At 65.3% G+C, this 12,541-nt stretch carries 17 protein-coding genes; all 17 read left to right on the top strand.

Annotation, left to right across the window (positions count from 1 at the left end):
• Positions 1-72: 72 nt before the first annotated feature.
• The 17 genes from ACZLIF_RS07325 (at position 73) to ACZLIF_RS07245 (ending at position 12,464) form a co-directional block, all read left to right on the top strand.
• Positions 73-393 carry a hypothetical protein gene (locus tag ACZLIF_RS07325; RefSeq protein ID WP_049436660.1) on the top strand — a complete coding sequence of 107 codons (321 nt, stop codon included), beginning with the start codon at positions 73-75 and terminating at the stop codon, positions 391-393.
• Positions 390-1,079 (top strand): transglycosylase SLT domain-containing protein, encoded by a 690-nt coding sequence (locus tag ACZLIF_RS07320; RefSeq protein ID WP_128987850.1) that lies wholly within the window; start codon positions 390-392, stop codon positions 1,077-1,079. The genes ACZLIF_RS07325 and ACZLIF_RS07320 overlap by 4 nt, the downstream gene beginning before the upstream one ends.
• Before the next feature lie 270 nt (positions 1,080-1,349).
• Positions 1,350-1,763 (top strand): hypothetical protein, encoded by a 414-nt coding sequence (locus tag ACZLIF_RS07315; protein ID WP_128987849.1) that lies wholly within the window; start codon positions 1,350-1,352, stop codon positions 1,761-1,763.
• Positions 1,764-2,026: 263 nt separating this feature from the next.
• Positions 2,027-2,140 (top strand): TraR/DksA C4-type zinc finger protein, encoded by a 114-nt coding sequence (locus ACZLIF_RS07310; RefSeq protein WP_429000435.1) that lies wholly within the window; start codon positions 2,027-2,029, stop codon positions 2,138-2,140.
• Positions 2,137-2,415, top strand: a complete 279-nt coding sequence (locus tag ACZLIF_RS07305) for a hypothetical protein (RefSeq protein ID WP_049436662.1) — start codon at positions 2,137-2,139, stop codon at positions 2,413-2,415. Before ACZLIF_RS07310 ends, ACZLIF_RS07305 begins: the two co-directional genes overlap by 4 nt.
• On the top strand, positions 2,415-2,720 hold the full coding sequence (locus ACZLIF_RS07300; RefSeq protein WP_049436663.1) for a VpaChn25_0724 family phage protein: 306 nt from the start codon (positions 2,415-2,417) through the stop codon (positions 2,718-2,720). Before ACZLIF_RS07305 ends, ACZLIF_RS07300 begins: the two co-directional genes overlap by 1 nt.
• Positions 2,721-2,725: 5 nt before the next feature.
• Entirely contained in the window at positions 2,726-3,304 is a 579-nt protein-coding gene (locus ACZLIF_RS07295) for a phage protein Gp27 family protein (protein ID WP_100552825.1), read from the top strand.
• Complete coding sequence (locus ACZLIF_RS07290; RefSeq protein ID WP_128987847.1) at positions 3,301-4,869, top strand: hypothetical protein; 1,569 nt, start codon at positions 3,301-3,303, stop codon at positions 4,867-4,869. The genes ACZLIF_RS07295 and ACZLIF_RS07290 overlap by 4 nt, the downstream gene beginning before the upstream one ends.
• On the top strand, positions 4,863-6,446 hold the full coding sequence (locus tag ACZLIF_RS07285) for a DUF935 domain-containing protein (RefSeq protein ID WP_128987846.1): 1,584 nt from the start codon (positions 4,863-4,865) through the stop codon (positions 6,444-6,446). The genes ACZLIF_RS07290 and ACZLIF_RS07285 overlap by 7 nt, the downstream gene beginning before the upstream one ends.
• 88 nt (positions 6,447-6,534) lie before the next feature.
• The gene (locus ACZLIF_RS07280; protein ID WP_164972338.1) at positions 6,535-7,638 is read left to right on the top strand and encodes a PBECR2 nuclease fold domain-containing protein; all 1,104 of its coding nucleotides are present in this window, start codon (positions 6,535-6,537) and stop codon (positions 7,636-7,638) included.
• Between the two features lie 138 nt (positions 7,639-7,776).
• Complete coding sequence (locus ACZLIF_RS07275; protein WP_128987844.1) at positions 7,777-8,328, top strand: phage virion morphogenesis protein; 552 nt, start codon at positions 7,777-7,779, stop codon at positions 8,326-8,328.
• A 258-nt stretch (positions 8,329-8,586) separates the two neighbouring features.
• Positions 8,587-9,714, top strand: coding sequence for a phage protease (locus tag ACZLIF_RS07270; RefSeq protein ID WP_128987843.1), 1,128 nt, complete (start codon positions 8,587-8,589; stop codon positions 9,712-9,714).
• A 32-nt stretch (positions 9,715-9,746) separates the two neighbouring features.
• Positions 9,747-10,154: a hypothetical protein gene (locus ACZLIF_RS07265; RefSeq protein WP_128987842.1), complete on the top strand. Its 408-nt coding sequence runs from the start codon at positions 9,747-9,749 to the stop codon at positions 10,152-10,154.
• A gap of 37 nt (positions 10,155-10,191) precedes the next feature.
• Positions 10,192-11,085 carry a Mu-like prophage major head subunit gpT family protein gene (locus tag ACZLIF_RS07260; RefSeq protein ID WP_459062125.1) on the top strand — a complete coding sequence of 298 codons (894 nt, stop codon included), beginning with the start codon at positions 10,192-10,194 and terminating at the stop codon, positions 11,083-11,085.
• A 67-nt stretch (positions 11,086-11,152) separates the two neighbouring features.
• Positions 11,153-11,509 carry a hypothetical protein gene (locus tag ACZLIF_RS07255; protein ID WP_128987840.1) on the top strand — a complete coding sequence of 119 codons (357 nt, stop codon included), beginning with the start codon at positions 11,153-11,155 and terminating at the stop codon, positions 11,507-11,509.
• A complete protein-coding gene (locus ACZLIF_RS07250; RefSeq protein WP_128987839.1) occupies positions 11,509-12,015 on the top strand; it encodes a gp436 family protein in 507 nt (168 codons plus the stop codon). Before ACZLIF_RS07255 ends, ACZLIF_RS07250 begins: the two co-directional genes overlap by 1 nt.
• Entirely contained in the window at positions 12,012-12,464 is a 453-nt protein-coding gene (locus tag ACZLIF_RS07245) for a phage tail terminator protein (protein WP_128987838.1), read from the top strand. The genes ACZLIF_RS07250 and ACZLIF_RS07245 overlap by 4 nt, the downstream gene beginning before the upstream one ends.
• Positions 12,465-12,541 lie beyond the last annotated feature (77 nt).

Here is a 12,541-nt window from a genome sequence, read left to right as displayed (position 1 = left end):
GCTGTGTGCACCGGGGGACGGTCAACGTGCGCAGCACGGACGCACCCCGCTTACCCAAACAGCGGAGTGCACATGGAACCCAACAATCGCCGTACCCGAGCCATCGCCTACCTCGGCTCGCTGTTCGACCGCATCGGCTACATCTGGCTGTGGCTGGCGCTGAGCCTGTTTCTGCTGGCCAGCGTGGCCATCCTCAATCCCATCCTGGTGGCGTCCTACGCCTGGGCAGCTGCCAAGCTGACAATGGCAGCGGTAATCGGCCACGGCGTTGACCTCACTCTGTTCCGTGGCGCCGATCCCAGGTATCTCGATGGCATCGAGAAGTCGATGGCGCAAACCCGCCGCGTGACGCTGATCGCTGCGGCCATGATTGCGGCAGGGTTGATCGGATGACCCGGCACGGCCGCCCCGATCCCGGCCTGCGCTTGGCCATCGCGGTCTGCCTGGTGCTTGTGGCCATCGTAACGTGGGCCATCTGCGGCACGGCCGAAGCCGCACCCACCCGCGCCACCGTCAAGATTGCCCCCGCATCTGCCTTGTATCGACATCGCGTGGAACAGGCAGCGTCCCGCGCTTGGGGCGTCAACGCGAGCTCGGCACGCCTGGCTGCACAGCTGCACCAGGAGTCCGCATTTCGGGCCGATGCGCGCTCACCTGTGGGTGCCCAGGGGATCGCCCAGTTCATGCCGTCCACGGCCCGCTGGATCGCCACGATCTATCCGACCGACCTGGCAGGATTCGATCCCTGGAACCCGCAGCAGGCCATCCTGGCTGCCGCGCTGTATGACCGCTGGCTGTTCGACCGCGTCGCCGAGTACAGCCAGGGGCGTATGAGCAGCTGCAGCCGGTGGGCCTTTACCTTCCGCGCGTACAACGGCGGTGAAAAGGCGCTCAATCGCGAACGAGCGCTGGCGTACACCAAGGGAGCGGATGCAAACGACTGGCGGGCTGTCGAGCCGTACCGCGCCCGAGCGGAGTGGGCGCACAGAGAGAACACCGGCTATCCGAAACGAATCCTGCTGACACTGGAGCCAGCGTATCTCGCGGCCGGTTGGACGGGGGTGGCCACATGCCCCTGATCGCAGACCCGACCCGCCCCTATCGCTTCCTCTCTTTGCTGTTGGTGCTGTGCCTGACCGTTGCCGCGTTGCTCGGCATCGGGTTTGCGACGGGGCATCGCTGGGCAGCCGGATCGGCGGCCATCGAGCAGCGCCAGGGCCTGGAGCTGCAGCTACGCCAACTGCAGCAGTCGGCCAAGACGCTGCAGACCCAATCGGCCCAGGCAACCGCCAATTACTACCGCGCAACCCAGCGCCTCAACCACATTGCCGAGCTCCAGGAGCTGGACCGTGAGAACCAACGTCAATTCAACCTGCAGCAGCAAGAGGCGCTCGCTGCGCTCCTGCGCACTCGCCCTGATCTGCGCACTGGTCACGCCGGGGCTGATGTCCTGCAGCACTGGAACCGCAGTAACGCAGGCGCCGCTGCCTCTGCCGCCCGCGCCCCCAATGCCGGCAACGCTCAAGGCCGAATGCCCGGAGCTGCCGGCAGCCAAGGACGATCTCTGGGAAACCCTGCTGGGGAATCACGACCAGGTCGCGGCGCTGTACCACGACTGCCGCAACCAGCAGCGAAGGCTGACGCAGGCAGTGTCGGACTGGGAGGCGACCGCCTGGGGCTGGTACTGCACAGCGGTCACCCAGCTGCAGCTGCCCGTGGAGGCCTGTGCCCGTGAAGGCGGAACCCACGATCAAGGTCGCTGACCTGACCCGCTTGCGGAACGAGTACGAGCAGATGGCTCGCGATGCCGAAAGCGGCAGCAGGCAGCCAGGCAACGCAGGGCTCATCAACCGAGGGCGCGTGGCCACGCTTCGTGCCGTGGCGGTGGACCTGACTGAAATCATCCAAGGCAAGAGGCACCCGAGTGGCAGACGACGCTGACCAGGCCGACGTAGTAACCGAACGCGCCTGGGATCGTTTCAGGCACAGCCGCCCGCAGTTCAACCCTCAACCAGCGCCCAAGCCGATGCGCGATACCGAATGCCAGGAGTGCGGCGCCATCGTCCCAGTTGGTCGCCTGCAGGCAGTGCCAGGCACCCGCCATTGCACCGCCTGCGCAGGCGCAGGATTCCGCCCGTGATCGCCGCCGCCGCATGGGATGCGTCCATCGTCATTGGGCTGTTGGTCCTGGTTGCTGGACTGGTCGCGCTCAACCTTCTGGTCGGCGTGGTGCTTTGGTGGCGCCACTCCGGTTTGGCTGATCGAGTCACGAAACTGGAGGTTCAGCACGCACACCACCTGACCCACAAGGAAACCGGCGAACTGTTTGACCGAATTGCCCGATTGGAGGGCATGGCAGCCGCCACCAATCGCATGCTCGAAACCGTCCAAGAACACCTCATGGAGAAAGACTGATGTCCCACAAGACCTTTGCGGAGCGCCACCGCGAGGACCGTCGCCTGGTGTTGCTGCGGCTGCTCTCGGAACAGAACGGCTACCGCGCCAACAGTTCGGTACTGCATGCCGGCCTCAACGTCCTGGCCGTGGCCGCCAGCCGCGATGACGTGCTGACCGACCTGACCTGGCTGAGCGAGCAATCGCTGGTGCGCGTTGATGAGCCCGTGCCGGGTGTGATGGTTGCTGAGCTGAGCGCTCGTGGTCACGACGTTTCGCGTGGCATGGCCAGTGTGCCCGGTGTCAGCCGCCCCAGCCCCCGGTAACGACGATGAGCACCACACCACGCCGTCGCGGCAAGTCCAGCATTCAGCGCCTGCCCGCAGAACAACGCACGTTCATCGAGAAGCTGTTGCGCGAAGATCGCCTCACGCTGGCCGAGATGATCGAGGCACTGCAACAGCAGTTCCCAGGACAGCCTGCGGCCGACATCTCGCGCTCCGCCCTGCATCGCTATGGTGCGGGGTTTGCTGAGCTGACGGCTCGCATGCGGGAGATTGAGGCAGTGTCCCAGGCTGTGGTGGGCGAGCTGGGCGAAGGTGTGGGCGAGAAGGCTGGCGCGCTCCTCGGCCAAGCCATCACCACCCTGGCCACCAATGCGGCGCTGCGGGCTCACGAAAAGGAGGACGTGAGCATTGATGAGATCCGCAAACTGGCCCGCGCTGCCAAGGACGCGATGGACACCCAGCGCGTGAGCGTCAATGTGCGGCGCGCCATCATGCAGGAAGCGCGCGATGCCATGGTGCGCGAGCAGGCCGCCAAGCTGGAGAAGGTCGTCAAGAGCGGCGGACTGTCCGCCGCTGCCGCCGCCGACATTCGCTCTCAGATCCTGGGAATCCGCACCGAATGACTGAGAACGCCCGCCAGCTTGTTCCGAACACTGCCGCTGCCGACGTGCCTGCGGCACTGATGCCGTATCAGCAGCGCTGGATCGCTGACACCGCCAACCTCAAGGTTATGGAGAAGGGACGCCGTACCGGCATCACCTGGGCGGAGGCTGCCGACGACGTGCTGATTGCCGCCAGTGCAAAGGGCGCGGGCGGTCAGAACGTGTACTACCTCGGCACCGACAAGGAAATGACCGAGGAATACATCCAGGCCTGCGCCATGTGGGCCAAGGCCTTCAACTATGCGGCCGGGCTGGTGGAGGAAGGCTTTTGGGATGAGGAGGAAGATGACAAACACATCAAGACCTTCACCATTCGTTTTCCGGAGAGTGGATTCAAGATCACGGCACTGGCCAGTCGGCCGCGCAAGTTGCGTGGTCGCCAGGGCGTGCTGGTGGGCGACGAAGCCGCGTTCGTCGATGATCTGCAGGAGCTGCTCAAGGCAGCTGTTGCGTTCCTGGTGTGGGGCGGAAAAGTTCGCCTTATCTCCACCCATGATGGCCATGACAACGCATTCAATGAGCTGATCGAGGAGATCCGCGCGGGTGGTCGTCGCGGATCGATCCACCGCGTGCCTTTCCGTGAGGCGGTCGAAGAAGGCCTTTACCGCCGTGTCTGCATGCGCCTGGGCAAAACCTGGTCACAGGAAGCCGAGGAGGAGTTTATCGCCGAGGTGTACGGAACCTATGGCGATGCCGCCGCCGAGGAGCTGGACTGCATTCCGTCACAGGGCAGTGGCGCATGGCTCAGTGCAGCGCTGATTGAGGCGCGCATGACCGATGCCCCGGTGCTGCGCTACACCTGTCCCAAGGGTTTTGAGCAGCAAAGCGACCACGTCCGATGGGAGGCCGTGCAGACCTGGTTGGATGACGATGTCGGACCGCACCTGGACAAGCTGGACCCTGATCTACAGAGCGTCTATGGCCAGGACTTCGGCCGGTCAGGTGACTTGTCGGTGATGGTGCCAGCGCAGATCACCCAGACCCTCAAGCGCAAAGCGCCGTTCATCCTCGAACTGCGGAACATGCCGCACCGCCAGCAGGAACAGGTAGCCAAGTACGTTATCCACCGTTTGCCTCGGTTCGTGAAAGCTGCGGTGGATGCGCGCGGTAATGGTCATGCACTCGCAGAGTTCCTCGCCCAGGAGTTCGGCTATAGCCGTGTCGAGTTGGTCATGGCCACCGAGGGCTGGTATCGAGAGCACATGCCGCCAGTCAAGAAGGCATTTGAGGACGACACCATTTCCCTGCCGCGTGACAAGGACACGATGGCAGACCTGCGCGTGGTGCGAGTCATCAAGGGCGTGGCCAGGGTGCCCGAGCGGACCACTGGGCGGGATGGTGGCCAGCGCCATGGCGACTCGGCTATCGCGGTTGCCCTCATGTACTACGCCAGTCGCCATCCAGGTGCCGAGATGGACTGGACTCCTGTGCCGCGCTCAGTGCGCGGCTTTGATTCCGTGGCCAGCCACGGGCACGAGCGTCCCGAGGACGACGAATTCAATCTGCCGGAACCGCAAGCATGGTGAACCAAACCCGCATTCTTGGCCCCGATGGCCAGCCCTTCGCCTTGACCGATCTGGCACAGCCTCAGACTGCGCACGCCACCTCGCTGCAGCGCGAGTTCCAGGGACACCCCTCGCGCGGCCTCACGCCCAGCCGGCTGGCCTCGATCCTCCTGGCAGCCGAACAGGGCGATTTGATCCGCCAGTACGAGCTGTTTGAAGACATCGAAGAGCGCGACGCTCACGTTTTCTCGGAGATGTCCAAGCGCCGCCGCGCCGTATCCGGGCTGCCGTTCAAGATCAGTGCGCCGCCCAATCCCAGTGCGGCCGAGAAGAAGGCGACCGAGCAGCTGCAGGCGATGGTGCTGGCTATCGATGACTTCGATGGGGTCGTGTTCGATACCACCGACGCCATCGGCAAGGGTTTTGCCAACCTGGAAATCGAATGGGATCGCAGCGCCCAGGAGTGGTTGCCGAAGTCCATCACCCATCGGCCGCAGTCGTGGTTCCAGCTGCACCGCGGCTATCGCCAGGAGATCCGTCTGCGCAACGGCACTGGCGAGGGCGAAGCCCTGCGCCCGTTCGGTTGGATCACGCACACCCACAAGGCCAAGAGCGGCTACCTGGAGCGCGCTGCGCTGTTCCGCGTGTTGGTGTGGCCGTACCTGTTCAAGAACTACAGCGTCGGCGACCTGGCCGAGTTCCTGGAGGTCTACGGCATCCCGATGCGGATCGGCAAGTACCCGCCAGGCGCATCCGACCGCGAGAAAATGTCACTGCTGCGCGCGTTGATGGAAATCGGCCACAACGCGGCCGGCATCATCCCCGAGGGGATGAGCATGGAGTTCCCCGCTGTTGCTGAGGGTGATCCCCAGGCCTTTGAGCTGATGATGAACTGGTGCGAGCGCAGCCAGAGCAAGGCCATCCTGGGCGGCACGCTGACCAGCCAGGCTGACGGCAAGACCAGCACCAATGCGCTGGGAACGGTGCACAACGAAGTGCGCAAGGAAATCAAGGACGCCGATGCTGGCCAGCTGGCCAGCACGCTGTCGCGTGACCTGATCTACCCGCTGGCAGTGCTCAACGGGCTGGTGCGACCCGGTGACTACCGCCGTTGTCCGCGCCTGGTGTTCGACCTGGCCGAGATCAAGGACATCGGCACTTACGCCACGGCACTGCCCCCGCTGGTCGCCATGGGTATGAAGATCCCGTGTGCCTGGGCGCATACCGAGCTGGGAATCCCCGAAGCCGGCGAGGATGAGCCGATGCTGGGGCAGGCCCCCGCAGTAACGGATCAGGTGGCGTTGAGCAGTGCCCGGACTGCGGCGGCTGCCGTCCAGCCCGTCTCCGTGTCGTCGCGTGACCGCGAGGACCAGTTGGCGCGACTGGTGGCCACCGAGCTCGATCCCGTGGTGGCCGAATGGGTGGGCTCGATTCGGGAGCTGGTTGATCGCGCCCAGGATCTGGAACAGATCCGCGATGGCCTGCTGGCCCTGCTGCCCAACCTGAGTGTGGCCCAATTCGGCCAGGCCATGCAGCACGCCCTGGCCATTGCTGGAGCGGCGGGCATGCTCGATGCCCTGGACGAAAGCCGTGGCTGAGATCCGGGGCAACTTCGGGAGCATGCCCGAAGCGGAGCGCTACTTTCGCGGGAAGGTGAACCTTCCGACGCGACGGTGGGATGACCTGATGCACGGGCAACATGCTCGGGCGTTTGTCGTTGCCGGTGCCACCCGCGATGCGCTGTTGACCGATCTGCGCGAAGCGGTGGATGCAGCCATTAGCCAGGGCGAAACGCTGGAGGATTTCCGCGCTCGCTTCCAGGACATCGTCCAGCGCAACGGATGGCATGGCTGGACCGGCGAAGGTAGCCCAGGCGGACAGGCCTGGCGCACGGCGACTATCTACCACACCAACCTGCGAACGGCCTACCAGGCCGGCCGCTGGGAGACGCTCAAGAATTTCCCGTTCCTGCGTTACAAACACAACACCGTGCGCAACCCGCGCGAGCAGCACAAGGCATGGGATGGCGTCATCCTGCCGTCCGACCATCCCTGGTGGGACACCCACTACACGCCCAATGGCTGGGGCTGTCGCTGCACGGTGCTGGGCGTATCGGCCGCGAAGATGAAGGCGATGGGCTGGAAGGTCAGTGAGCCGCCCGCGCCCATCCAGGGCGACCCGCCACCGGAGTGGGCCTATCACGTCGGCCACGCCGCCAGCGGCCGCCATATCGCCGACAGCACGCTTGCCAAGGATGCAGCAGCCAAGTGGTCGGAGGCGCCAGGGCGAAGCGCCGAGGACTACGGGCGCCCCGCCCAGGTTCCGCTGGACGCTGCGGTTGCCCGGCCGTTGCCCACGGGTATTCGTGACCCTCAACAGGTGCGCCAGGCCTGGCAGGAACTGTACGGCCGCACTGCCACGCTCACCGATCCATCCGGGGCCGAGGTGTTGCTTACCGACCAGGTTATTGAGCACTGGCTGGAGAAGCCGTCACGCCTGGATGGTCGGGAGAAGTATCTGCCGCTGCTGGCCGAGACGATCCAGAGCCCGTTTGAGGTGTGGGCCAACTTCGCCCGCAACGAGGCTGGCCAGCTTGGCCTGCGCCGCTACTACGTCAAGCGGATCGAAGTCACCGAGTCCGAAGGCGGCTCGCAGAAGCGCTACGCCCTGACAGTGATTGCCGAGGTGCTGCCAGGCGGGGTGTGGGGATCGTTCGACTTCTTCCGTGGCAGCAAGGCTCAGCCGCGTTCGCGGCAGGGGCTGCTGGTATGGGGACGGCCGGAGGAATGAGCCTTTGCCTACAGACGCGCCAGTCCGCTCTGCGGCGCTTCCTGCAGGGCCTCGGGGGCTGGCCCACCCTGTGGAAGGATTGCGGCGGAGCCGCTACGCCGGGGGCGGCTTGGCCCCGGCCCGTTTGCGGAGAATACCATGGCCAATGAACCCCTGATTCTCACTATCGATGCGCGGCAGGCCGAACAGTGGTTTGCCCGTCTCCTGGAGCGCAGCGTCAACCTGTCAGGCCTGATGGCCCAGGTTGGCGAGGATCTGACTGAAAGCACACAGGCCCGATTCGATACCGGCATTGGGCCGGACGGCGTTGCCTGGCAGCCGTTGGCCGATGGATCGGGGCGGACCCCGCTCAACGATACCCGCCGCACCCGTGACGGCATCCACCCGTTGTCGGGCCCTGACTGGGTGGAGATCCGCGCCGATTCCAAGCAGGCGCGCTGGCACCAGGAAGGCACCAAGCCATACGAGATCCGAGCAAAGAACGGAAAGGCGCTTTACTGGCCTGGCATGCAGACGCGCTCAGGAAAGGATGGCAAGGACGGACCCGCATTCGTGGCCAAGGTGAATCATCCTGGATTGCCGGCCCGTCCCTTCATGGGCTTGAGCGCCGAGGATGAGCAGAGCATCGAACGCCTGGCCGTCGCGTGGTTGGAACTGGACGCGCACCCCGCTGGATCGACCCCCGCCTAAAACGGCCTGTACGGCCCGTGGAGGCCCCCTGGGCGCGGCCACCGTCCATGGTCCACCCCCAACGGGCAGCGGCGGTCGATTTAAACGCCTTTCAAACGCCCTTGAAGGCGACTGTTCAAGTGACCACCCCGGCGAGGGACAAAAATCGCCCGGTCCGGTGTAGAGTCCCTGCCGACATCCCGCCCATCGGGCCGCACCCGAAAAGCAGTGAAGGGCTTTAGTCCCGCCGCCTGATCGAGGGCGGCGAATCTGGCGGGGATGAATCAGCCCGCCCGCCGCCTCCATACCGCCGTTGCCCTGGCTGCCTGCAGCTTCCAGCTGCAGGCCGACGCCGTGGGCGATGACCGCACCATCTCCATCCAGCTGACCCCTGCCGGTCACTTCAAGCCCAGTGACGGGCGAAAGATGGATGTCCCCGCCTGGTACATCGACGCCTCGGTGGCGGCTCGCGTGATCGAGCGTTTCAACGCTCGCGTCAACCCGGCAGTGGTCGATTACGAGCACCAGACCCTGCACAAAGAAACCAACGGGCAGCCCGCGCCGGCCGCTGCCTGGATGCGTGCGCTGCAATGGCGCGAGGGATCTGGCCTCTGGGCCACCACCGAGCTGACTCCCCAGGCTGCGGAGCAGATCCGAACCGGCGCCTATCGCTATGTCTCTCCGGTGTTCCTCTACGACAAGACCACCGGCGAGGTGCTGGCCATGCAGATGGCCGCCTTCACCAATGACCCCGCCATCGACGGCATGCAGGCCATGGAGCTGCGCGCAGCGGCTTGCTTTGCCCACGACATCGATCCTGACAAGGAAACCTCCATGAACCCGTTGCTCAAAGCCTTCCTGGCTGCCCTGGGCCTGCCCGAAACCACCTCCGAAGCGGACGCCATCGCTGCCTGCAGTTCCCTGACCACCAGCTTGGGCGTGCTGCGCCGACTGCAGGCCGAGCTGGGCGCCGAGGGCGAGCCGGCCGTTGCGGCCTGCAGTGCCCTCAAGACCAAGGCCACCGCCACCCCGGACCCGACCAAGTTCGTGCCCATCGCCGCACTGGAAGAAGTGCGCGGCCAGGTCGCCGCTCTGTCCGCCGAGCGCACCGCTGACAAGGTCAGCGCTCTGGTCGAGGATGGCCTGGCTGATGGCCGCCTGCTGCCGAGCATGAAGGACTGGGCCACCGATCTGGGCAACAAAGACCTGGCCGCGCTGTCGTCCTTCCTGGACAAGGCCGGTCCGATCGCTGCCTTGACTAGCACGCAGACCGGCGGCCGGAAGCCGGCCAGCGCGACCAACGAGCATGGCCTGGACGCGGCTGAAATGGCCGTGTGCAGCGCTACCGGCGTCACCCCCGAAGCCTTCGCGAAGGCTAAGAAGGACGCCGCCCAGGCGCAGGCCTGAGCACTACCCCCCACCTCTCACCGGAGTCCGCTATGAGCGCAGCCACCCAGGCTCGCAACACCCCGCGCCGGGACGCACATCGTGTCGGCCACCCCTCCAACCCCGGCACCGCGCTCCATGCGGGCACGCTGATTGCGCTGCTGGCGTCCAACGGCAACGCGGTGCCGGCAGGCACTGCCGGTTCCGGCGACGCAGTCGGCGTTGCACTCCGCTCCGTCACCGGCACTGCTGCAGGCGAGACCGTCGAATGCGAGCGCGGCACTGGCTTCCGTTTTGACAACAGTGCTGGCGCTGATGCCATCACCCGCGCCGACATCGGCGCAACTGCCTACATCGCCGATGACCAGACCGTGGCCAAGACCGACAACAGCGGCGCCCGCAAGCGCGCTGGTGTCGTCCTGGACGTGGATGCGGCCGGCGTGTGGATCGTGGTCGGCTGAGCCGGCCCATCCGTTCACCTATCACTAGGACAATCCCATGATCGTCAATCGCGGCAATCTTTCCACGCTGTACGTCGCCTTCAACGCAGCATTCAACGCCGGCCTCGGCCAGGCACCGTCCCAGTACCAGCGCATTGCCACCGTGGTGCCGTCCACCACCAAGTCCAACGAGTACGGCTGGCTGGGCAAGCTGCCCAGCTTGCGCGAATGGGTCGGCGAACGTGTGGTGCATGGTCTGCAGAACCACGGCTACACCATCAAGAACAAGCCGTATGAGCTGACTGTCGGCGTGGACAAGGATGACATCGAGGATGACAACCTCGGCATCTACAGCCCGCTCATGCAGAGCATGGGCGAGTCGGTCGGCGCACAGCCGGACGAGCTGACGTTCGCGCTTTTGAAGAACGGCATCTCCACCGCCTGTTACGACGGCCAGAACTTCTTCGACACCGATCACCCGGTGCTGGACCAGGAAGGCAAGGAAACGGTCCAGAGCAACGTGGATTCGGGCGGCAGTGGTGCCTACTGGTATCTGCTGTGCACCAAGCGTGCACTCAAGCCGATCATCTTCCAGAACCGCAAGCCGCCGCAGTTCGTTTCCATGGATACGGATACCGATGAGGGCGTGTTCAACAAGAAGGAATTCCGCTACGGCGTCGATTGCCGCCGCAATGTCGGTTTCGGTTTCTGGCAGATGGCCTACGCCAGCAACAAGCCGCTGACCGAGGAGAACCTGCAGGCGGCCTACACCGCCTTCACTTCCCGCAGGGGCGACCACGGCCGTCCGTTGGGCCTGGTGCCGGATCTGCTGGTGTGCGTGCCGAACGACAAGTTCAAGGCCGCCAAGATCCTGACCGCCAACCAGATCGCCGGCACCGACAACGTGATGAAGGGCGTTGTTGAGGTGATGGACAGCGCCTGGTTGCTCTGACCCTCGACCGCTGACCGGCACCACGGGGTGCCGGTCGTAACTTCCCCGATTACAGAAGGAGCGGCCCATGGCCGAACAGATCCTGGTAAAGGCCCGCCTGGAGCGTGGCCGCTGGCGTGCCGGCATGCACTTCACCCGGCAGGGCCGGACGGTGCATGTCGATGACCTGGACAAGAAGCAGCTCGACGCGATCAACAGCGACTCCGAACTGATCGTGACGGAGGTGCCCGCCTCGGACGATCCCAACGAACTGGCACTGGCTCGCGAACGCAAGGCAACCAAGTCCGGCAACGCCAAGCGCAAGTGGGCAGAAGCGGAGGCCCGCGCACGCGCCGCCGCTGGCCTGGCCGAGGAGGCCTGGGCGACCCAGCCGGCAGCAGATCGGGTGGGCTTGATCGAGGCAGCGCTGGAGGCCGGCGCGTAATGGCCTACGTCACCCTCACGCAACTGGCCGAGCTCCCAGGGGCGCTGGAACTGTCCCAGGTGGCGGGTGGGCGCGATGAGCGCCCGGTTGCCACCGAGCTGATGGATGCCACGTTGCGTGGGGGTGACCGCAGCGCCTTTCCGCCAAGCGAAGTGGCCAAGGCCGATGCAGCCCTGGAGCGCATCCAGGAGGCCACCCGTCAGGCAGACGCGATCATCGACGGCTACCTGGCACGGCGCTACAGACTGCCGCTGGCCAAGGTCGTGCCGCTGCTGGCCGTTTGGTCGCGCAGCATCACGCGCTACCTGCTGCACCCTGATCGCCAGACGGACGAGCGCACCGATCCCATCGTGCGTGACTACCGTGACGCGATTCGCCTGCTGCAGGAGACGGCACAGGAAAAGTTCCACCTGGGCATCGAAGATCCGACCACGTCCAGCGGCTCTGCAGGGGAATTCATCTTCCATGCCGGCAACAAGGTGTTCGGGCGCGAGGGCCGACCGTGACAGTGGGGCCGTTCCCGATCTCGCCCGTCCTGGAGCGTCTGCGGAATCACGTCCAGGCACTGCTCCTGGTCGGTGACGCCGCCGACCTGGATACCGCCCTGGACCAGCAGCCGGCAAAGGACTGCGCCGCGTATGTGACGGCCGCCGAGGTGGGTGGCCGCCCGAAGTACACGGGCGATCAGCACATCCAGAACGTGGATGTCACGTTGCGCGTGGTCCTGATGGTGCGCAACTTCAGCGGCCAGGCCAGTGGCAGTGGCGCACGCCGCCAGATGGATGAGCAAGTCATTCCAGGCGTCCGCATGGCGCTGGCCGGCTGGACCCCAGTCGATGCGTTCGATGCACTCAGCTTCCAGGCTGGCCGTGATGAGAAGTTCCGCGCCGGCTGGCTGGTCAGCCAGCAGATATTCGTCACCAACTACCGCATGCAACACACACCGCCCCCATGACTACCAAGCACACCCCTACCAGCGGCGGTGCCTGGCGCGTGATCGATGGCCAGCTCGTGGATGAGTCCGTACTGCCC

It is taken from the genome of Stenotrophomonas sp. 2201_Sma (assembly GCF_056486685.1).
This window is presented reverse-complemented; position numbering and strand designations above follow the sequence as displayed.

Bases quoted from the DNA above. Each gene is read 5' to 3' on its own strand.
- ACZLIF_RS07285 (WP_128987846.1), top strand. From the start codon at position 4,863: ATGGTGAACCAAACCCGCATTCTTGGCCCCGATGGCCAGCCCTTCGCC.
- ACZLIF_RS07310 (WP_429000435.1), top strand. From the start codon at position 2,027: ATGCGCGATACCGAATGCCAGGAGTGCGGCGCCATCGTCCCAGTTGGT.
- ACZLIF_RS07250 (WP_128987839.1), top strand. From the start codon at position 11,509: ATGGCCTACGTCACCCTCACGCAACTGGCCGAGCTCCCAGGGGCGCTG.
- ACZLIF_RS07295 (WP_100552825.1), top strand. From the start codon at position 2,726: ATGAGCACCACACCACGCCGTCGCGGCAAGTCCAGCATTCAGCGCCTG.
- ACZLIF_RS07290 (WP_128987847.1), top strand. From the start codon at position 3,301: ATGACTGAGAACGCCCGCCAGCTTGTTCCGAACACTGCCGCTGCCGAC.
- ACZLIF_RS07325 (WP_049436660.1), top strand. From the start codon at position 73: ATGGAACCCAACAATCGCCGTACCCGAGCCATCGCCTACCTCGGCTCG.
- ACZLIF_RS07260 (WP_459062125.1), top strand. From the start codon at position 10,192: ATGATCGTCAATCGCGGCAATCTTTCCACGCTGTACGTCGCCTTCAAC.
- ACZLIF_RS07280 (WP_164972338.1), top strand. From the start codon at position 6,535: ATGCACGGGCAACATGCTCGGGCGTTTGTCGTTGCCGGTGCCACCCGC.
- ACZLIF_RS07275 (WP_128987844.1), top strand. From the start codon at position 7,777: ATGGCCAATGAACCCCTGATTCTCACTATCGATGCGCGGCAGGCCGAA.
- ACZLIF_RS07300 (WP_049436663.1), top strand. From the start codon at position 2,415: ATGTCCCACAAGACCTTTGCGGAGCGCCACCGCGAGGACCGTCGCCTG.
- ACZLIF_RS07255 (WP_128987840.1), top strand. From the start codon at position 11,153: ATGGCCGAACAGATCCTGGTAAAGGCCCGCCTGGAGCGTGGCCGCTGG.
- ACZLIF_RS07320 (WP_128987850.1), top strand. From the start codon at position 390: ATGACCCGGCACGGCCGCCCCGATCCCGGCCTGCGCTTGGCCATCGCG.
- ACZLIF_RS07265 (WP_128987842.1), top strand. From the start codon at position 9,747: ATGAGCGCAGCCACCCAGGCTCGCAACACCCCGCGCCGGGACGCACAT.
- ACZLIF_RS07270 (WP_128987843.1), top strand. From the start codon at position 8,587: ATGAATCAGCCCGCCCGCCGCCTCCATACCGCCGTTGCCCTGGCTGCC.